This is a genomic window from Psychrobacillus sp. NPDC093180 (assembly GCF_044754065.1).
In the GTDB taxonomy this organism is placed as follows: Bacteria; Bacillota; Bacilli; order Bacillales_A; family Planococcaceae; genus Psychrobacillus.
Window position 1 is genome coordinate 132,883 of the sequence record NZ_JBIVOJ010000008.1, and the last position, 21,928, is coordinate 154,810.

Below are 21,928 nucleotides of genomic sequence, written 5' to 3' on the forward strand. Positions count from 1 at the left end.
AGCATAAAGAGAGTGAAACCGAGCAATGCCAAGCAGAATCTGCACAATGAAAGGTCCTCCGAGCAATACAAAGGGCTATGCGAGCATAAAGAGAGCGAAACCGAGCAATGCCAAACAGAATCCGCGCAATGAAAGGTCCTCCGAGCAATACAAAGGGCTATGCGAGCATAAAGAGAGCGAAACCGAGCAATGCCAAACAGAATCCGCGCAATGAAAGGTCCTCCGAGCAATACAAAGGGCTATGCGAGCATAAAGAGAGCGAAACCGAGCAATGCCAAACAGAATCCGCGCAATGAAAGGTCCTCCGAGCAATACAAAGGGCTATGCGAGCATAAAGAGAGTGAAACCGAGCAATGCCAAGCAGAATCTGCGCAATGAAAGGTCCTCCGAGCAATACAAAGCGATATCCGCACAATGAAGTGTCATCCATACCATAAAGAAAAGGAGCTCAGACATATATCTAAGCTCCTTTTTTTATGGCATTTGTGAATAGGTTTCAAGAAATTTTCTAATCGCTTCGCCGTAAAACTGAACAAGTACGACAAATCCATTTAGTAACATATGAGAAATAATCGATGCCAAAATACGTTTTGTCTTGTAATAAATAAAAGCGAATATAAAGCCAGACACGGCGTACAGTAGGATGTGCGTAAACTCAAAGTGTATGATTGCAAAAGCAACTGCACTCACTAGCGCCGCTACAATAAAGTTTGTTTTAGGCAATAAAAAACCGAAAATGATCCGACGGAAAATAATCTCTTCTAATATAGGTGCAAAAATAACGATCGAAAAAATGGCAAAAGGGACGCTATGCGCAATCTCTATAAATTGCTCCGTATTTGCAGAACCTGGTTCCACTCCGAGCTTGATCTCCAAATTCGCTGCAAACATTTGACCTAAAAACACAAGAAAAAAACCGAGTATTCCAAAGCCGATTGTTCCTACTAAAGTTGCTTGCTGTCCTTTTAAAGGGCGTAGGAACGTATTATCTTTGCGAATAATGTACAGGGTAAAGAAGGTGGCAATTCCCATGCTTATGAATAACCACCAACCGTAAGTGGCGAGCTCTGCATCTTGCACGTTCATAGCCTGGATTAATTTATAAAGGAGGGGTATAAAAACAATTCCTGAAAGTTGCATAACACAGTAGATGATTAAAACATATAATCCGGTTTTTTGTTGTTTCATATGAAATGATTCCTTTCTATATTAACAATCTTCTTTTATTGTAAAGGAAACGAGAGATAAAGTGAAACTTCCCACTGGGAGGGCCTTCCTTTTAGAAGGGATTAAAGAAAAAGTTAACCTTCTTACTTGCAAAATGTTCTGTTATTAATTATTATTATAAGTGTGTTAGCACTCAAAGAGTAAGAGTGCTAATAATATAAAATTCGACAAATTTAGGGAGGTTGTTTCACTTGTTAAGACCATTAGGTGATCGTATCGTAATCGAATTAATCGAAGTAGAAGAAAAAACAGCATTCGGCATCGTTCTTCCAGACTCTGCTAAAGAGAAACCACAGGAAGGGAAAGTTGTAGCTGTAAGTTCTGGACGAGTACTTGATAACGGCACTCGCGTAGAATTGGACGTAAAAGAAGGAGACCGCATTATCTTCTCTAAATATGCAGGTACAGAAGTAAAATATGAAGGCACTGAATATTTAATATTACGCGAAAGCGATGTTTTAGCGGTAATCGGCTAAATATAAAAACGGGGTTAGAGATGGCTCTGGCTCAATACTGAGTAAAAATCTTATACTTTCTTATTAAAAAATCGATATAAAATTTGGGAGGTACTTAAATCATGGCTAAAGAAATTAAGTTCAGTGAAGACGCTCGTAGTGCAATGCTACGTGGAGTAGATAAACTTGCAGACGCTGTAAAAGTAACGCTTGGACCAAAAGGACGTAATGTCGTTTTGGAAAAAAAATTCGGTTCACCACTTATTACAAACGACGGTGTAACAATTGCTAAAGATATTGAATTAGATGATGCATTTGAAAACATGGGTGCAAAATTAGTTGCAGAAGTTGCTTCTAAAACAAACGATATCGCAGGTGATGGTACGACAACTGCTACTGTTTTAGCTCAATCTATGATTCGTGAAGGATTGAAAAACGTAACAGCTGGAGCAAACCCAGTGGGAATCCGTAAAGGTATCGACCTTGCTGTTGCAGCAGCGGTTACAGAGTTAAAAGCAATTTCTAAACAAATCGAAGGTAAAGAGTCTATCGCACAAGTTGCAGCAATCTCTTCTGGAGATTCTGAAGTTGGCGAACTAATCGCAGAAGCTATGGAGCGCGTTGGAAACGATGGAGTTATCACTATCGAAGAATCTAAAGGATTCACTACTGAGCTTGACGTAGTAGAAGGTATGCAATTTGACCGTGGATACGCATCTCCTTATATGGTAACAGATTCAGATAAAATGGAAGCGATTCTGGACAATCCATATATCTTAATTACAGATAAAAAAATCTCTAGCATTCAAGAAATCCTTCCAGTTCTTGAACAAGTTGTACAACAAGGGAAACCACTTTTACTAATCGCTGAGGACGTAGAAGGAGAAGCATTAGCTACTCTAGTTGTAAACAAATTACGCGGAACATTTAATGCCGTAGCAGTTAAAGCACCAGGATTCGGTGACCGTCGTAAAGCAATGCTAGAAGATATCGCAATCCTAACTGGCGCTGAAGTAATTACAGAAGATTTAGGACTAGATTTAAAATCTACTGACATTACACAACTTGGACGTGCTTCTAAAGTGGTTGTAACAAAAGACAACACGACAGTTGTAGAAGGTAACGGAGAATCTGATCGCATCGCTAGCCGTGTAGGTCAAATCCGTGCGCAATTAGAAGAAACAACTTCTGAATTCGACAAAGAAAAACTACAAGAGCGTCTAGCTAAACTTGCTGGTGGAGTTGCAGTAGTAAAAGTCGGAGCAGCAACAGAAACAGAACTAAAAGAACGCAAACTTCGTATTGAAGATGCACTAAACGCAACTCGCGCAGCTGTCGAAGAAGGTATCGTATCTGGTGGTGGTACTGCGCTAGTAAACGTATACAACAAAGTAGCTGAAGTTGCAGCAGCACAAGAAGGCGACGTAGCAACTGGTCTAAAAATTGTACTTCGTGCACTTGAAGAGCCAGTTCGTCAAATCGCTAACAACGCTGGTTTAGAAGGTTCAATCGTAGTAGACCGTCTAAAACGCGAAGAAATCGGTACAGGTTTCAACGCAGCAAACGGCGAATGGGTGAACATGATCGACGCTGGTATCGTAGACCCAACAAAAGTAACTCGTTCAGCACTTCAAAACGCTGCATCTGTAGCTGCTCTATTCTTAACAACTGAAGCAGTAGTAGCAGATATTCCAGAACCAGCTGCTGGCGGCATGGGTATGCCTGATATGGGTGGCATGGGCGGAATGATGTAATAAGCCGTCTGAACCCTTGATACGACAGGGTTTTGTAGTAAGACGAGAGTTTTTTACTAACATTAGGAATATTAATGGAGGCTTCACATAAGTTCACTGAACTTATGTGAAGCCTCTTTTTTTATTTCTCGTGTTACATGGAGTTAGACATCCTTTGTAATTTGATCATCTGAATAGCCAAGTCCATCCACAATTTGTTGGAGAGTCACAATAACGAGTAAGTATAAAATAGTTAAAGGGTGTAAAATTTTAAAGATTATATTTTTACTATTAAGTTTTTTAGAGATGTGTATATAAAAATATGCATACGTTTTTGGGGAAAAGGAAGTGTTATAATGGTCTTGATATTAAGAAGATTTAAACAACAATACATAGGTGATAGGCGATAAAGGAGATTGATAGAAGTGGTTCAATACTCAGAAAATAATAATCAGAATCAATTTGATGATCACGATAGACATCAAGAATTTGTATTCAAAAATGCTATGGATCATTTTTATGATGGTGTCTTCATCACCGATAAGGAAGGTAAAATTATTTACGTTAATGAAGCATACACGAAAATGGCAGGATTAAAATATGAAGATGTCGTTGGTCAATATGTAGAGGAATTGGAATCAAAAGGTATATTTAAAAATTCTGTTTCACCTGAGGTTAGAAGACAAAAGAAGGTTGTCAGTTCCATTGGAAAGAGCAAAAACGGGGTTGATATGTTAATTACAGGGAAACCGATATTGGATAAAAATAATGAATTGATTTTTGTAGTTGTTAATCAAAGGGATATTTCAGATTTGGAATTAATGAGGCATGCACTAGAAATAACAGAAAGTAAAATGGCAGTAGTTGAAAAAGATAGAAGAAAGAAAGAGGAGGAAATTGAATATTATAAAAGGCATTTTTTCCATAACACTGGAATTATTGGTGATAGTGATGAGATACGAAATGTAATTCAAATGATCAATAAAATTGCTTCGCTAGACACTACAATAACGATCACTGGAGAGAGTGGGGTGGGAAAAGAGGTAATTGCCAATGAAATTTTTCAAAAAAGCCCTAGATCAAGCAAGCAATTTATTAAAGTGAATTGTGCGGCTATCCCACTAAATTTATTGGAATCAGAACTCTTTGGATATGAAAAGGGTGCATTTACCGGTGCAGATAAGACAAAAAAAGGTTTTTTCCAGCTTGCCAATGAAGGCGTAATTTTCCTCGACGAGATAGGGGAAATACCACTGGAATTACAACCAAAATTATTAAGGGCTATCCAACAAAAAGAGGTAATACCGGTAGGTGGCACCCAAGTTCAAAAATTAGATATAAGAATTATTGCAGCAACAAATAGGGATCTGTCACAACAAATAAAAGAGGGGAAGTTTAGAGAGGACTTATTTTATCGGTTAAATGTTTTTCCAATAGATATTCCCCCATTACGAGAAAGAAGAAAAGATATATATGCATTAGGTGAATATTTCCTTAAACAATATAATGAGAAGTATGGGAAATCAGTCATTTTATCTTCCGACACTTATTCATTATTAATGAATTATGATTGGCCGGGTAACGTAAGGGAATTGGAAAATATTATTGAAAGAATAACAATCATTTTTGAAGACCAAACAGTAATAAATAGTGACCGCATTGAGAAGATCATGTTCCCAAATACCATTATTAATAATACAAATTCTGAAAAAGGTCTAAAAGACATTGTAGCGGAGATCGAAAGAAAATTACTCATAGAAGCTATAAAAGAAACTGGAACCACGAGAAAGGCAGCAGAGAAATTAAAGATTGATCAATCCACAGTTGTAAAAAAAGCGAAAAAATACGGAATTATCATTGATGAAATTCGTCATCGCAGTCGGTGATTATTTTCATCAATAGAGTGCTCTATTGTCTGCAATCTTTTTAAGAGAAATAGTGAAGAAGGATGATGAAAAATATCATCATCCTTTTTTCGTTTAAACAATGAATACGCTAGAATAAAGCACTTCCCATATTGGCACGATACTTGCAAATAACATTAGTGTAAATATCGAAAGGAGTTGTATTTTTTGGATAAGGTGATTATTACAGCAGCTTTGACGGGGGCATTTCCTGCAAAGGATAAAAATCCTAATATTCCGTTGACACCACAAGAAATTGCGGATGATGTATACGAGGTTTGGAAGGCAGGTGCGGCCATTGCCCATTTGCATATGGTGGATGAAGATGGGAAAGGCACGATGAGTAAAGAAAGATTCGGGGAAACCCTTGAACTCATTAAAGAAAAAAAAATCGATATCATTTTAAATCTAACTACATCCGGAGATTTAAACGCAACAGATGAGACTAGAATGGCACATTTGATCGAATTTAAACCAGAAATGGCTTCTTACGATGCTGGTAGCATGAATTGGATGCACAAAACTCTATTTTTAAACACACCAACATTCCTTGAAAATTTAGGTCAAACAATGATCGAAAACAATGTGAAACCAGAAATAGAAGTTTTCGATGCAGGTATGTTATACAATGCATTGTATTATATGAAAAAAGGTTTAATTAAGGAACCCGTCCATTTCCAATTTGTACTAGGTGCACCAGGAGGAACAGCAGCAACTGTTGAAAACCTTGTTTATTTAAAGAGTTTACTTCCCGAAAAGTGCACCTGGTCCGCATTTGGAATAGGAAAAGGTCATATGCCAATCCTTTATACAACACTTGCATTAGAAGGACATATCCGTGTTGGAATGGAAGATAATATTTATTATTCAAAAGGTCGTATAGCAAAATCAAATGCTGAATTTGTTGAAAGGGCAGTAAGAGTTATTAAAGAATTGGGGAAAGAACCTGCAACTCCAGCTGAAGCAAGAGAAATTCTAGGATTAGGAAAGCTTACGACAGTTTAGGGGAGTCTGGAAAACATGATTAATAAGATTGCAGTGCTAGGAGCAGGTACCATGGGTCATAGCATAGCCGAAAATTTTGCTCTATACGGTTTTAATGTTAATCTTTATGACGCAAACAAGGAAAGGATAGGGTCTGTAGAGAATGACATTCGTGCAGACCTAGTATTATTAGCTGAAGAGGGTTTTATTGAGGCCGATATTATTGAAAAGACTTTAGCTAATTTACACTATTATTCGGATTTAGAAGAAGCGGTCTATGACAGGGACTTTATTACAGAAGCCATTCCAGAAATTATGGAGTTGAAGCAGCAAACCTTTAAACAATTGGATGAAATATGTCCTAGTTATACGATTTTCGCAAGTAATACCTCAAGTTTGCCATTAAGCGACATGTGGAAATTGGTCTCTGAAAAAAGAAGAGAGCGCATGATGATTACTCATTATTACAACCCGGCGCATATTATGCCAATTGTAGAGCTTTCCCACTTTGGTAATATGCCGGAAGTTATTTACCAAGAAATTGAGGAATTATTTAAATCTATCGATAAACAATATGTAAAGGTTAATAAAGATGTACCAGGTCTAGTTGCTAATCGTATCCAACAAGGAGTTGCAAGGGAAGTCTTTTCGCTCATCGAACAAGGTATTGCTGATCCAGAAGATATAGATAAGGCATTGATGTTCGGTCCTGCATTTCGTTATGCGACAAGTGGACAATTAGAAGTCGCTGATATGGGAGGATTGGATATTTGGTGTACCGTAGGAGATAACCTATTAGCGGTAATGGATAATCGGAAAGAAGCTAATCCTTTATTAAAAGAAAATGTGCTGCAAGGTAAGTTAGGTGCAAAATCAGGCGAAGGTTTTTATAAATATGACCCTGAGACACTTACTCAAAAGAGAAACAACTTTAATAAACGTCTAATCCATCAATTAAAAGCATCAAAATTTTATATGAAGTAATTTTTTCTATCGTGATCGCATAGGACCTCTTTAGATGGCTTTTTATATTCCATATATATCTTTGAATCTAATAGAATTAGTATAATTTAGGTTTGGATGTCAAATTTAATTTATACTATGGGGTTCTTCAGCGGTCACTTTCTATCAGTTTAGATTTACTAAAAGGATGATTGTCGCCCAAAATTTACTTACATTTGGGAGATAAGTTTTTAGAGACGGTGAAATAATATATTCCCTTGGTGTCTGTTTGACCACCCTGGGCACTCTATTACTTTTTATTATAATAATTGGGTGTTAGGAATTATACAAAGAAAGTTCTAAAAAAATGGATGGAGTGATAGGTAAATGCCATTAGTAGCACTGGGTTTAGGAATAGTACTTTTATTTGTTTTAATTATTTTATTTAAGTTGAATGCCTTTCTATCATTAATGATTTCAGCTATTTTCGTTGGATTTTTACAAGGAATGAAACCGCTATCAATTGTAGCGTCCATTGAATCCGGACTTGGTGGAACACTTGGCCATATGGCAATTATCATTGGTCTGGGTGCTATATTAGGTAAAATTATTGCTGATGGCGGTGGGGCCGATAGAATTGCTAATACCCTACTCGATAAATTTGGTAGAAAACGAGTGGACTGGGCAATCTTGGTTGCTTCGTTTGTATTAGGAATTATTTTATTTTACGAAGTTACCTATATTTTACTTATCCCGATTGTATATACAGTGGTAATTGCATCGAAGGCTCCATTAATGCAAGTCGGTATGTCGTTCTTGGCAGGTATTTCCCTCACACATGTGTTTTTACCTCCACATCCAGGGATAACTGCAGCAGCTAACGTTTTAAATGCAAATTTGGGTGTTGTTTTAGGATATGGTCTTATTTTAGCAATTCCAGCAGCGCTTCTTTTTGGTCCATTACTAGGCAGACTATATAAAAATTGGGATATCAAAGTTCCGGAAGGTTTAGTAACAAATCAAAGCTTTGACATGGATGAAGTTCCATCATTTACAACTTCAGTTTTAACGGCTTTATCACCAGTTGTTCTTATTTTGATCGGTGTTATTGCACAATTTTCACTGCCTGAAACATCAACTATGTATACGGTATTAACATTCATTGGGAATGCCGATATCGCATTGTTACTTGGACTTTTTCTTGCTTTATATGTATTTGGTCTGCATAAAAAGCGAAAAACTATGTCTCAATTAATGAAGTCAGTTGAGGCTGCGTTAATCTCTATAGGTGGAATCGTCTTTATTCTAGGTGGTGGTGGTGCTTTTAAACAAGTAATTTTAGACAGTGGAATGGCCGATTACATTGCCGCGCTTACAAGTACATGGGATATATCACCGTTTATTTTAGCTTGGGTTATTGCTCTTATTATTAGATTAGCAGTAGGGTCTGCAACTGTTACTATTTTGACAACTGCGGGAATTATGATCCCAATTGTTGAGGCGACAGGTGTTAATGTAGAATTGACGGTTATTGCTATTGCAGCTGCGTCAATTGCTTGGGCTCCACCTAGTGACGTATCCTTTTGGATGACGAAAGAATACTTCAATTTGACTATTGGACAAACAATTAAATCAGTGTGTTTTATGTATACACTAGTTGCCATTTACGGAATATTAGGGGTTCTAGCACTGAATGCATTTATAGGATAATTATTGGATAAAGCGTAGTATTCATTACCCGAAGACTATAACAGGGTTGATGGATATTTTATACAAAAAAATCAGGGGGAATCAACATGAGCTTTAAATTAGATGAATTTATGGATTTAAAAGTATCTGAACGTATAAATATAGTTAAGGAAATGGCCAATTTAACGGAGGAAGAAGCGAAAACTATAAATGAACCAAATGCGCTAAAGATAGATGTAGCTAATAGCATGATTGAAAATGTTATCGGGACATTTGAATTACCTTATGCAGTCGCTTTCAACTTTCTGGTTAATGGGAAAGAGTATGTAGTCCCAATGGTTACGGAAGAAGCTTATTTAGTTAGCTCGGTCACAAAAATGGCAAAAACCATTCAAGAATGTGGCGGATTTACTGCGGGCTATACTGAAAGTTTAATGATTGGTCAAGTTCAATTAGTAGGTATCGAAAATCCAACATTGGCAAAATATAAAATTCTAGAAAATAAAGATAGAATCATAGAAATAGCAAACAATAAAGACCCTAAGCTTGTTTCCGTAGGCGGTGGAGTAAAGGATGTTGAAGTTAGAATTTTAGATTCAAATATTGGCCCTTTAGTTACGGTTCATCTATTAGTTAATACCGTTGATGCGATGGGGGCAAATGCAGTAAATACAATGGCAGAAGCAGTTGCACCATTCATTGAAGAACTAACTGAGGGTAAGGCAAAGTTAAAAATATTATCCAACCTTGCAGATCGTAGAATTGCTTATTCTACTGTGAAAATCAATAAAGAGCTTTTAGGTGGAGAAGAAGTAGTTGATGGAATTGTAGCTGCATATGAGATTGCTGAAGCTGATCCATATCGCGCGGCAACACATAACAAAGGAATTTTAAATGGAATAATACCAGTTGCATTAGCAACATGTAATGACTCTAGAGCAATTGAAGCAGGATGTCATGCTTATACTGCTCGTTCAGGGCAATATCGTCCTTTAACAAAATATAAGAAAGACAAAAATGGTGATTTATTAGGGTTAATTGAAACACCGATGGCAGTTGGTACAGTTGGTGGTAATATCAGTACCCACCCTATGGCTAAAGTCTCGCTTAATATTCTAGGTGTAGAAACAGCTTCGGAATTAGGACAAGTAATAGCATCAGTAGGACTTGCTCAAAACTTGACCACTGTTAAATCGATTGTAACTGGCGGTCTCCAAGCTGATTTTGCTCCATTACATGCTAGAAGTGTTGCTATTCAAACAGGCGCTACCAATGAAGATTTGAACTACATTATTGATTTAATGGTGAAAAATAACAATTTCCAACTGGATTATGCTAAACAGTTGTATGCTGAACTAAAATAACAGGACAACAAAAAAATGAGTTTTAGGTGATATGGAAAAGATCAGTATTAGATCGAATTGAAATGGAGGTCTAAAAATGAAAGTAGGAATAATGGGAGTTGGTTCTCTTGGAACAATTATTGGTGCCTTAATCGCTGATGAAGGTCAAGAAGTAGATTTAATTGATGCATATGAAGAAAATGTAAAAGCACTAAATAATAATGGTGCTAAGATTACAGGCTTCATGAATAAAACTGTAAAAGTAAATGCAATCTCACCCGAACAAATGAGAGACAAATATGATTTAGTTTTCTTATTGACTAAGCAGGTTTATAACGTAACGGCATTACAACAGTTAATAACACATTTACATTCGGAAAGTGTAGTTTGTACATTACAAAACGGTATTCCAGAGGACTATGTATCAGAAACTATTGGAAAAGAAAGGACAATTGGCGGTGTAGTAGGATTCGGTGCCACCTGGAAAGGACCTGGTGTTTCTGAATTAACCACAGCTTCGGAAGTTGTCCAAAAATATGCATTTGATATTGGAGAACTTAATGGGAGTATAACCCCTCGACTAGAAAAAATTAGTTCTATTCTAGGGTTAATAGGTCACTGTGAGGTTTCAGATAATATACTTGGAATTAAATGGTCAAAACTTTTAATGAATACTACTTTTAGTGGTATGTCAGCAGCTTTAGGTTGTACATTTGGAGATGTCCTTAATAGTGAGAGAGCAATGTATAACCTTGCGCATATTGCAGACGAAACAATTAAGGTAGCGCATGCTTTAGGGGTGAAAATGGTTCCAATGCAAGGGAAAAACTTTGAATTTCTAGAGTTAAAAAATGACTCTTGTATACCAAACAAAATGGAATTTTATAGAGAAGTTTGGGCTCCTCACAAGAACCTTAAAGCAAGTATGCTTCAAGATTTAGAAAAAGGTAGAAAAACCGAGATTGACTACATTAACGGATATATTTGTGAAAAAGGGAGAGAAGTAGGTATTAATACTCCATATAATGATTTGGTTGTTAAGTTAGTAAAAAAGGCAGAGGAAGAGAAATATGTACCAGAGTTCTCTGTGAATCTACAATACTTCAATGAAATTAATGTGAATATCTAGTTTTGTAAAAATGGATTTAATCATTGTTAAACTAATCATAGGTGGAAGTTGGTAGTTTGAGAGGAGAAATCGGCCAAGTTCTTGAAATAACAAATGAAAACTAAATGTAAATAGTGGAGCCATAGGAGCTTCAACAGATATTGAAATGAAAAAGTAAAGTACAATGAATAATTACCAATTAACTCACTTTCCCTTATTATATACTCGGGAAGTGAGTTTTTTTCTATTCTAACCAACAGGTTGGCAAGTGTAGGCTGGAAGCAAAAGGTTTCAACATCATACCACGTTAGCCTCGTAAGACATCAATCAGTAATATGGGGAGAAAACCATGTAAAAAAGAATAAATGACTCCTTGAGAAGATACTCACAAGTTCAATGAACTTAGGAGAAGTTTTTTGTTCACTTCTCACAAAACGTTAGACGAAATGAACAAACCCTGTTATAATTTTGTAGTGCATTCGGAGCGGTTTAAACCGTCTTTTTCGGAGCATACTTAGATTAGTAAATATTTATCAAGAAGGGAAATCGTATCATGAGTAACTACAACGCAGTAACAGCAAAAAATACAGAAAATGCCCCAAACGGTAACGGTCTATATTCACAAACTGTAGCATTCTCTCATTACAACAATCTTTCAGCACAATTACCTATCGAACCACAAACGGGTAAATTGGTAGCTGGTGGTATAAAAGAGCAAGCTGAACAATGCTTTAAAAATATTAAGGCAATTGTAGACAGCATCGATCACGTTATGAGCGATATTGTTAGAATCACAGTATTCGTTAAAGATATCAAAGATGTGGACGCTGTAGACGAAGTTTATAAAACATTCTTCCCAACTTATGTTCCTTCCCGAACAACAGTTGCAGTTGCAGCTTTACCTATGGATGCTTTAGTACAAATTGAAGCACTTGTTTCACACGGTGAAGGTACAATTCCAAACGCCCCACAAGCAGGCGACCTCATCAAACTTACAAATAATACGGCAAATGCACCAACAAGCCCACTATCTACACAAACCGTGTCTTTCTCTCATTACAATAACCTTTCAGCTCAATTACCTATCGATCCAAAAACTGGTAGATTGGTAACTGGTGGAGTACAAGAGCAAGCTGGACAGTGCTTGAAAAATATCAAAGCAATTTTAGAAAGTATCGACGTTCCTTTTGACGATATTGTTAAAATTAACATCTTCCTTAAAGATCTTTCTGATACTGAAGCTGTAAATGAAGTTTATTCAACATTCTTCCCGGATTCAGCTATTGCTAGAGCTGTAGCATATGTTCCTGCACGTACAGTAGTTGCAGCTGCGGCTTTACCTATGGATGCTTTAGTACAAATTGAGGCAGTGGTTTCCCACGGAGACGGTACACCTCCACAAGCTATTGAAGACAGACATGGAATTGTTATATGGGCAAACAACACTGAAAATGCACCAAAGAATTCTCTATCTACACAAACTGTAGCATTCTCTCATTACAATCACCTTTCTGCACAATTACCTTTGGATCCAAAAACTGGTGAAATGGTAGCTGGTGGTGTAAAAGAGCAGGCTGAACAGTGCTTGAAAAACATCAAGGCAATTGTAGAAAGTATCGACCATGTTATGGATGATGTGGTTAAAGTAAATATCTTCGTTAAAAATATTGAGGATATGGATGCTGTAGATGAAGCTTACAAAACATTCTTCCCAGGTGGTGTCCCTGCACGAAGAACAGTTGGCGTATCAGCTTTACCTCAAGATGCTTTAATCCAAATCGATGCAATTGTATCTAACGCTGAAGGAACACCTCCAAAAGCATAATAGTCAATTGTTTGTAAATACAGGAACGATCAAAGGGCTGTCTCAAATGAAATTGAGACAGCCTCTTTCTTTTATGAGTATAGTTGAAGAAGCATGAAGATTTTAGCCGATTATGGCAAAAAGCTTCATGCTTTTTTGTTTTGGGACATACCAATAAACAGGACTGACATGCGACTCTATGCAAGTGAATTTTTATCTCGTTTTAACGGCAAGTCAAGACTCTAGCTTCAAGATTTACGAAATTTTTTGCACGGGTTGCAAAAAACTATGAAAAAAACCTGTCATTAATTATAAGAATTTAAACAATTTTCTTTTTAATTAAGTGTAAAATGATATTTTCGATATATTTCTTTTAAGTATTATTAAAATTTAGTTATAAAGAACTACTATTTATCGTTACTTAAGACTCGTGAAATCAATTATAATTTATAAGGAAGATTTACTATAAGCATAAATTTATTTATTGAAGGAGTCTTACCTAAAGATAAAAATCACTGTCCTTCGAATCGATTCATACAACCGAGATTATCCGAAGAAATGAATGAAACTGTACCCAACGGAGTATTCTCATTTCATGGTGACAAGAATTCGCTTATTCAAGGTATATGGGAGATCCTGCATTCTTAATTCCAACAAAAACATGGGGATTAATAATCTTTCCACAAAGATAACGAAGCACCAGGTGATTTTACTAAGTATCTCTTGATTAGAGGAAAGGGGAAAACAGTAACGGCGCGTCAAAAAAGTTATAGATGAATTTCAAAAGTATAGTTATGATGTGTTAAGCATTTGGAAAGCAAAGTATGAGTTTAAGGTTGTAGACTGTATAGATAGGAAGGAATATATTAATGGTAAAGAAAGATAATAGAAAGAAGTTAAACTTGTTTTCTTGGATAAAAAATAGTATTTCAACAAAAGTGGCTTTTGTGCTATTTATAGCTATCATCATTGTATTTTCAATTACAGGGTTTCTGATTAACTCCTATACGAAATCCATATTGGTGCAAAGTGTAGAAGAAAACGTATCGACGAAAAGCGAGGCAATTGCGGATCAAGTAAATAATATGTTTGCTGATAAAGGAACGATAGTAAGGCAAATTGCAACAAACCAGGAGATATTAAAATACTTGAATACAGCTGGCTCAAGAGATGAAGCCACGACCAATGCATATTACGATGGAGTTTTAAAATCACTTGATGAGATTGTTAAAACAGATGATGCTGTTGCAATGGCATGGATTGCTAGTAATAAATCTAATTTTCTAGTAGGAAGTAATAATGTTGTATCAGATCCAAGCTTCGATATAAAAAGCAGGCCTTGGTATGAAAAAGCCGTAGAGGAAGAGGATGTATATTTTACGGAGCCGTATATGGATGAAGTATTTGGAAAAATGATTTTAAGTGCTATGAAACCAATTAAGGAAGGTAATAACACGGTTGGTATCATTGCGATAGACTTATTTTTAGATGAATTACCCCAATTAATGCAATCTTATAAGATGGGAGAAAACGGATATTCATTTTTACTTTCCAACGATGGGACTATCTTATATCATCCAAATAGCGAGTTAATACTGGAACAAAAACTTCAATCACTTTCCGGTGAAATAGGGAATGTCGGTCAGAAAATGGTGAAAGGTGAAAAGGGACTAGAATTAACGCAAGTAAATGATAGCTTAGAATATATCGGTTATTCCCCAGTTCCAACAACTGATTGGTCAGTTGGTACATCTATACCACAAGAGGAAGCATTGAGTAGTCTTAAAACTTTTACATTGATGATGAGTTTATATTTTGGTATTGCTTGTTTCATTCTTATTGTCTTAGTATTCTTCCTATTAAAAGGTATGTTAAGAGGAATTCCACTGGTTACTAATGTAATGGAGCAACTAGCTGCAGGTAATTTAAATCAGGAAGAGATACAATCAAAATCTAAAGATGAAATAGGCCAATTAGTAACATCTACAAATCAATTGAATCAGAACTTGCGATCTATAGTAAGTCAAATCAATACCGTTTCTGAAACAGTAAGTAGTCAAAGTGAAGAATTGACTCAATCAGCAAACGAAGTGAAAATGGGTGCAGAACAAGTGGCAATTACTATGCAAGAATTAGCGTCTGGTTCTGAAACGCAAGCCAATAGTGCGAGTGATTTATCATTTGGTATGAATAGTTTTGCAGAAAAAGTTCAAGAAGCAAATGAAAATAGTTATCGTATTGAAACGAATTCAAAAGTAGTTATAAACATGACGAAAGATGGATCTGAGTTAATGAAGAATTCAATTGCTCAGATGGACAAAATAGATAAAATAGTCCGAGACTCAGTTCAGAAGGTTCAAGGGCTGGACAAGCAATCACAAGAAATTTCGAATTTAGTAACCGTGATTAAGGACGTTTCTAATCAAACGAATCTTCTAGCTCTAAATGCTGCAATTGAAGCTGCAAGGGCTGGAGAACATGGAAAAGGATTTGCAGTAGTAGCGGATGAAGTAAGAAAACTTGCTGAACAAGTATCTGATTCTGTAACGAATATAACAGATATAGTAGGCAATATTCAAAAAGAATCTGGTCTTGTATCGGAATCGCTACAAGGTGGATATGAAGAAGTAGAAAAAGGAAAAGCACAGGTGGAATCCACTGGCGAGACTTTCCGTGGAATTAGTGAAGCTGTAACAGAGATGGTTAATAGTATTACAACTATTGCTGAAAACTTAAGTGAAATTGCAGCAAATGCACAGGAGATGAATGGAGCAATAGAAGAAATTGCTTCTGTTTCGGAAGAATCTGCAGCTGGTGTTGAACAAACATCTGCATCTTCCCAGCAAATAAGCAGCATTATGGAAGAAGTGGCCGGAGGATCGGGTCAACTAGCAAAATTAGCTGAAGAACTAAATGATTTAGTAAGACATTTTAAATTATAAACAAATGCTACAAATATTACTGAATAATAACGATACTTAATTAATGAAACAGACACAAAAAATATTGTGTCTGTTTTTTAATTTGCTGTCCATACAATAGCAATGGAGCAGTTTTGAGAGAAATAAGGAAAATAAAATGTCCTTATTATCAAAAATTATAGAGAATCCACTAGCGTATTGAATATAAATAGTCATTAATAATTGTTATATTGTTTTGATAATTTTTACTCTCTAGTTTTATTTGTAAAGTTGAAATGGACAATTTTTATTAAATTATATAGTGTGGGAAAACCCTGAGATATTAGAGAGTACAAATAAGAGAGCATAATTAAATTCTGTAGAATACCGTTATTTAAGTGATATATATTATTTCATATATTGCAAAATTCTATAAATAAGTAATGGAAGCGACATTTTTTTTAATCCGAGGAACACAAAATGGTAACAATGCTTTGGTATATTCAATGCAGGCAGATGATGGTGCTGCCGGAAAATTTGAGTAATACCGTTGCTCAGAATAAGAAGAGGTGAAACGATAGATAACGGAATTTATGAAAAATCCATCCTATCAGTAGAAAAAATACGAATTAGGAGAGATCAAGTAATGAATAAAAAACAAATGGAATCGAAGAAAGCTAATAAAAATTTATCGAAGAAAGTAGCGCCACTGGTGATGTCAACATCTATGATGGCAGCAACTTTTTTAGCAGCTGGTGCTCCTATTTCTGCAGCAGAGCTTGATACAAAAGAAGTTAATCCAGAAGTTATTGAACATGTGAAAAATCATGGTCAAGAAGTATCTGCATTAGCGAAAAGTCTATCAGGGTCTCCTGAAAAAGGTGAATTAGTTAGCAAGCTAGCTCGAGTTGATTCCGAAACAACTAATGATAATCCAGATAATAAAGACAATATAGATGATACAAATGATGATACAACGGCGGAAGAAGCCGAAGCACCGGCAGCTGAAGAAGGCCAAGAAGCAGATGAAACAGAAGCAGTAGAAGAAGCCGAAGCACCAACAGCTGAAGATGGCCAAGAAGCGGATGAAATAGAAGCGATAGAAGATGAATCAGCAGAAGAAGCCGAAGCACCAACAGCTGAAGATGGCCAAGAAGCAGATGAAACAGAAGCAGTAGAAGATGAATCAGCAGAAAAACAAGAAGTACCAACTGCTGAAGAAGGCCAAGAAGCGGATGAAATAGAAGCGGTAGAAGATGAATCAGCAGAAGAAGCCGAAGCACCAACAGCTGAAGAAGGTCAAGAAGCAGATGAAACAGAAGCGGTAGAAGCCGAAGCACCGGCAGCTGAAGAAGGCCAAGAAGCAGATGAAATAGAAGCGGTAGAAGATGAAACAGCAGAAGAAGCCGAAGCACCAACTGCTGAAGATGGCCAAGAAGCGGATGAAACAGAAGCGGTAGAAGATGAAACAGCAGAAGAAGCCGAAGCACCAACAGCTGAAGAAGGTCAAGAAGCAGAAGAAACAGAAGCAGTAGAAGATGAATCAGCAGAAGAAAAAGAAGCACCGAAAGCTGAAGAAGGTCAAGAAGTAGATAAAACAGAAGCAGTAGAAGACGAAGCCACAGAAGAACCGGCAGCTCCCAATGCTGAAGAAGACCAAGTAGATGATTCTAGTGCATGGGTAGATAAAGCTTATCAATTTATCGGTGATGGCTATCACAGTGTTATTGGATACTATCAAACTCTTATTGAACAAAAATTAGCTCAAACAAGTGAAGAATCTGAAAACGTGGAAGCTATTGATGTAGTGTCCGATGCAGATGAAACAGATACATCAACTATTGAGGCAGATGCATCTCAAGACATCTCTGTTGATATCGAAAACACAGACCTAACAAATGATGCTGGCGTTAATCTAGAAAAACCAGTAAATGTAGAAAATGAAGAGCAAGCTTCTGAGGTAGAAACTCAAGAGCAAGAAACTGTAGAATCAGTGGAAAATCCAGTGCAAGCAGTAAACGAAGAAGAAAATTTAGCTACTGAAACAGAACAAGTGAGTCAAAATGAAGTAGAAAAAGAATCCGAACAAATCTCTTTGAAGGATAAAATGGTAGTGTACTATCAAGACCTAGTAGCTTCATTTGCTAACTTTATGAACTTCTTAAAATAAGAGTGACTCTAGCATAATTGATCGCAGTCCAATGAATTCGAATTGAATAAAAAAGGAGGGGGATGAATAAAGGAGAATATTCATTTCCCTCTTTTTGATATTGAAAGGGTGCATGTATAGCAAAAGTGAATTGCTGAATTAATGAAACAACATTTAGGATAATCTAGAGGCATCTCATCAGTTGTATAAACTTTTGAGATGCTTCTTTTTCATTACTTATTTAATTGGAGATGAATATTCTTAGTGAATTGATCGTTGGAGTGCCCGGTCCGTCTACGATTAGTTCGAATGCTAACAGAACCTTCTAGAAAAGAGTTGTGAAAAGATGCCCATTATATTATTGCCAATCCCTCATTTAACCATAAAGCTTCTACTACTTCTACTGGTTCATTTATAAAGCCTCTTACCAGAAGTCTATGTAATTAAGGGACGATATTCATATGTCTCCTTCCATGAGATTTCCAATTATCTTTCGAAGCGATACATATTTCGTAAATAGGAGTTCTTTTATCTAATTTTTATTATATTTATAATAATGATTATTTCGATTCATTGTAATCACTTATTTAACGAATCAATGCTTGTTTTTGTGCTTGAATAGCATTTTAAGGACTTTAGAAGTGTTACTAATATAGTGTTTTTTGTTATCAATCTGTAATTTGTCGTTCATGCTAGTGTAATAGTTTTTCTCTATACTGATACACGGAATAGATAGCAAGGGAGAGAGAGTAAGTTGAAATAATAATTATTCGGAAGATAATAATTAGAGAGTAGATTGTAAGGGAGAATTTAGGATGATAAAACGAATTAGTGCAATTATTTTAACAGCAACGATTTCTATGTCTTCGTTAGTAAATCCTGCTAATGCAATGAATGGAGAATCGGAAGGGAATAACCCTTGGATGAACACCAAGCTGTCTGCTGAGGAGCGCACTGAGCTGCTTCTCGATGAGATGACGATGGAACAGAAAATCCAACAAATCGCCATTTCGCGCTTCAATGAGAACGATACCGGAGAGACGATTGTGATCAACAAGGGTGGTACTAGTAAGTATCAGAACGGCGAATTCGCACCCGAGGGTACCTTGCCTGGTTGTGAGTGGCAGGACACCGGCCGTCAGATTCATGGGATTGACGAATTAGGAATTCCCACTGTCCGTATGACTAATGGTGGTACGGGAGTAAAAGGTGGATCATGTGGTAATGACCCAGAGGCAACGGGACTACCATCTACCCCGGCTCTGGCTGCGACTTTCGACCGCGAGCTGAACTATGAGGCAGGTCGAATTCTCGGCGAAGAGACACGTGCCTTCGCTCATCACGCGTTGCTCGGACCGGGCATGAACTTAATACGTCACCCGTACGGTGGTCGTAACTATGAATACTTCAGTGAGGATCCATACTTGACGGGTATACTGGCTACCGAGCAAGTCAAAGGCATCCAGGGGCAAGGTGTTCAGGCACAGCTTAAGCATTTGGCCGGCAACGAGCAAGAAACGGAGAGATGGACGATGGGTGTCCAAGTTCCTTCACAGGCCATGAACGAGCTTTATATGCTGCCTTTTGAAATGACTGTCAAGGATGCTGATCCAGCCTCAGTGATGTGTTCTTTCCCGGATGTTAACGGTACTTATGCTTGTGACAGCTCTGAATTGCTTCAAGATGCACTACGGAACAATTGGGGCTTTGACGGATATGTTATGAGTGACCGTCGTGCAATTCATGACACGGTTGCTGCCATTAAGGCGGGTATGAATGTCGAGCTAGACTGGGCACCGCAGTATTATACAGAGGAGATAATCCAGGATGCCCTTGATTCAGGTGAGGTGACAGAGGAGGACATCGACAATCTTCTTCGTCCGCGTTACATCAAAATGATAGAATTCGGCCACATGGATGAACCTTACGACAAGTTTTTACCGGAGATAGTCGATCCGATTGCTAATGGTGCTAGTGCACGAAAGATGGCTGAGGAAGGCGCCGTGCTTTTAAAGAATGATAACGACTTCTTACCACTTAACGGTGAACCGAAGTCTATTGCACTAATCGGTGTTGAATGGTTTGCCGGTGAGGCAAAGATGTCCCCACGCTCCATTCGAGACAATAATGAGAACGTAAATGCTCCTTACACGGTCACTCCGCAAGAAGGACTAGAGAACGTTATCGAGGAATTAGGCTATGATACTAAAGTGACATACAACGATGGTCGCGACCCAAAAGCTGCAGCTGAGCTGGCTGCTGAGTCTGACGTCGTATTGCTCATGGTCGGAGACAACCCACATGAGACTGTGGATCGTGATACACTTGGATTCCCGGCTATCGACCTTGACACACATAAGGATCGAGAGGATTGGGTGGAACAGGAGCCGCTGATTGATGCAGTCTTGGAGGCCAATGCAGAGAATACAGCTGTGGTCTTGAAGACATCCGGTACAGTAATAATGCCGTGGTTGGATAAAGTGCCTGCTGTGCTTGAGGCTTGGTTCCCAGGCATGGAGGATGGCAATGCTGTTGCAAACTTGCTTTACGGTAAAGTTAACCCTTCTGGTAAGTTGCCTATGACATTCGGTGCAACTGAGCGTGAAGCTGCGTTTGCAACAGAGGAGCAATTCCCTGGAACACGTCAAGATACTGGCAAGGTAGGCGGTCCAGGCGCATACGGTGACGGTTCTGACCAGCTAATCGCCAAGTACACGGAAGGTCTAGAGATGGGCTACCGCTGGTATGAAGCCAACGATGTGAAGCCAGTCTTCCCATTTGGATACGGTCTATCTTATACGACTTTCGAGTATGGTGATCTTAAGGTGAAAGAGGTCCATGATGAAGGCAAAGGCAATAACGGCTCATTATCCGGTATTGACGTATCCTTCACAATCAAGAACACTGGTGACGTTGCCGGCAAAGAAGCTTCACAAGTCTATCTGACATTGCCGAACGAGGCAGGACAGCCAACCAAACGTCTTGTGAACTTCGAGAAGGTTGACCTTGAACCAGGTGAGAGTCAACTCATGACTGTGCGAATTAATCAGGCAGACTCCAACCACCCGTTCTCTTACTTCATTCCGAAGGAACCGGACAACCTAGCGAACTGGGCTGATGGCCAGTGGGCTACTGTTGATGGAAAATACCGCGTACATGTTGGTGGTTCCTCTGCAGACACTCCATTGGAAAAAGACATCCCGTTGAACTTCAAACTTCACAAAGATAACGGCAAAGATAACAATGGCGATAACAAAGATGACAACAATGGTAACAATGGCGATAACAAAGACGATAACAATGGTAACAATGGCGATAACAAAGATGACAACAATGGTAACAATGGCGATAACAAAGACAACAACAATGGTAACAATGGCGACAACAAAGACAACAACAATGGTAACAATGGCGACAACAAAGACAACAACAATGGTAACAATGGTGATAACAAAGACAACAATAATGGTAACAATGGCGATAACAAAGATAACAACAATGGTAACAACAAAGACAACAATAAAGACAACAACTATGGCCACAACCAATGGCTATATCAATGGTTACACCAATGGCTACAAAAATGGCACCAAAAATGGCAACAACAATGGCAAGGGGTACTCTAAGAAATAATCCCCTCGCTATGTGGGATGTTAGAACATCCCAAAAGCGGTGAGCGCTTGTGCTCAC

At 37.6% G+C, this 21,928-nt stretch carries 13 protein-coding genes; 12 read left to right on the forward strand and 1 reads right to left on the reverse strand.

Annotation, left to right across the window (positions count from 1 at the left end):
* Positions 1-474 precede the first annotated feature (474 nt).
* Positions 475-1,188, reverse strand: coding sequence for a CPBP family intramembrane glutamic endopeptidase (locus tag ACIP9W_RS13575; protein WP_400790262.1), 714 nt, complete (start codon positions 1,186-1,188; stop codon positions 475-477).
* A gap of 230 nt (positions 1,189-1,418) precedes the next feature.
* Here ACIP9W_RS13575 and groES point away from each other — a divergent pair, with 230 nt between their 5' ends.
* The 12 genes from groES (at position 1,419) to ACIP9W_RS13635 (ending at position 21,864) form a co-directional block, all read left to right on the forward strand.
* On the forward strand, positions 1,419-1,703 hold the full coding sequence (groES, locus tag ACIP9W_RS13580) for a co-chaperone GroES (RefSeq protein WP_093274211.1): 285 nt from the start codon (positions 1,419-1,421) through the stop codon (positions 1,701-1,703).
* Positions 1,704-1,804: 101 nt separating this feature from the next.
* A complete protein-coding gene (groL, locus tag ACIP9W_RS13585; protein WP_282242159.1) occupies positions 1,805-3,436 on the forward strand; it encodes a chaperonin GroEL in 1,632 nt (543 codons plus the stop codon).
* Between the two features lie 404 nt (positions 3,437-3,840).
* Positions 3,841-5,301, forward strand: coding sequence for a sigma-54 interaction domain-containing protein (locus ACIP9W_RS13590; RefSeq protein ID WP_400790265.1), 1,461 nt, complete (start codon positions 3,841-3,843; stop codon positions 5,299-5,301).
* Between the two features lie 195 nt (positions 5,302-5,496).
* Positions 5,497-6,324, forward strand: a complete 828-nt coding sequence (locus ACIP9W_RS13595; protein WP_400790533.1) for a beta-keto acid cleavage family enzyme — start codon at positions 5,497-5,499, stop codon at positions 6,322-6,324.
* 15 nt (positions 6,325-6,339) lie between these two features.
* Positions 6,340-7,287 carry a 3-hydroxyacyl-CoA dehydrogenase family protein gene (locus ACIP9W_RS13600; RefSeq protein ID WP_400790267.1) on the forward strand — a complete coding sequence of 316 codons (948 nt, stop codon included), beginning with the start codon at positions 6,340-6,342 and terminating at the stop codon, positions 7,285-7,287.
* Between the two features lie 345 nt (positions 7,288-7,632).
* Positions 7,633-8,955, forward strand: coding sequence for a gluconate:H+ symporter (locus ACIP9W_RS13605; protein WP_400790269.1), 1,323 nt, complete (start codon positions 7,633-7,635; stop codon positions 8,953-8,955).
* A gap of 86 nt (positions 8,956-9,041) precedes the next feature.
* A complete protein-coding gene (locus ACIP9W_RS13610; RefSeq protein ID WP_400790272.1) occupies positions 9,042-10,298 on the forward strand; it encodes a hydroxymethylglutaryl-CoA reductase, degradative in 1,257 nt (418 codons plus the stop codon).
* Between the two features lie 76 nt (positions 10,299-10,374).
* Complete coding sequence (locus ACIP9W_RS13615) at positions 10,375-11,406, forward strand: ketopantoate reductase family protein (protein ID WP_400790274.1); 1,032 nt, start codon at positions 10,375-10,377, stop codon at positions 11,404-11,406.
* Between the two features lie 532 nt (positions 11,407-11,938).
* On the forward strand, positions 11,939-13,210 hold the full coding sequence (locus ACIP9W_RS13620) for a RidA family protein (RefSeq protein ID WP_400790277.1): 1,272 nt from the start codon (positions 11,939-11,941) through the stop codon (positions 13,208-13,210).
* 848 nt (positions 13,211-14,058) lie between these two features.
* Complete coding sequence (locus ACIP9W_RS13625) at positions 14,059-16,131, forward strand: methyl-accepting chemotaxis protein (RefSeq protein ID WP_400790279.1); 2,073 nt, start codon at positions 14,059-14,061, stop codon at positions 16,129-16,131.
* Positions 16,132-16,735: 604 nt separating this feature from the next.
* Complete coding sequence (locus tag ACIP9W_RS13630) at positions 16,736-18,259, forward strand: hypothetical protein (protein WP_400790281.1); 1,524 nt, start codon at positions 16,736-16,738, stop codon at positions 18,257-18,259.
* 794 nt (positions 18,260-19,053) lie between these two features.
* Positions 19,054-21,864, forward strand: coding sequence for a beta-glucosidase family protein (locus tag ACIP9W_RS13635; RefSeq protein ID WP_400790283.1), 2,811 nt, complete (start codon positions 19,054-19,056; stop codon positions 21,862-21,864).
* Positions 21,865-21,928: the final 64 nt, after the last annotated feature.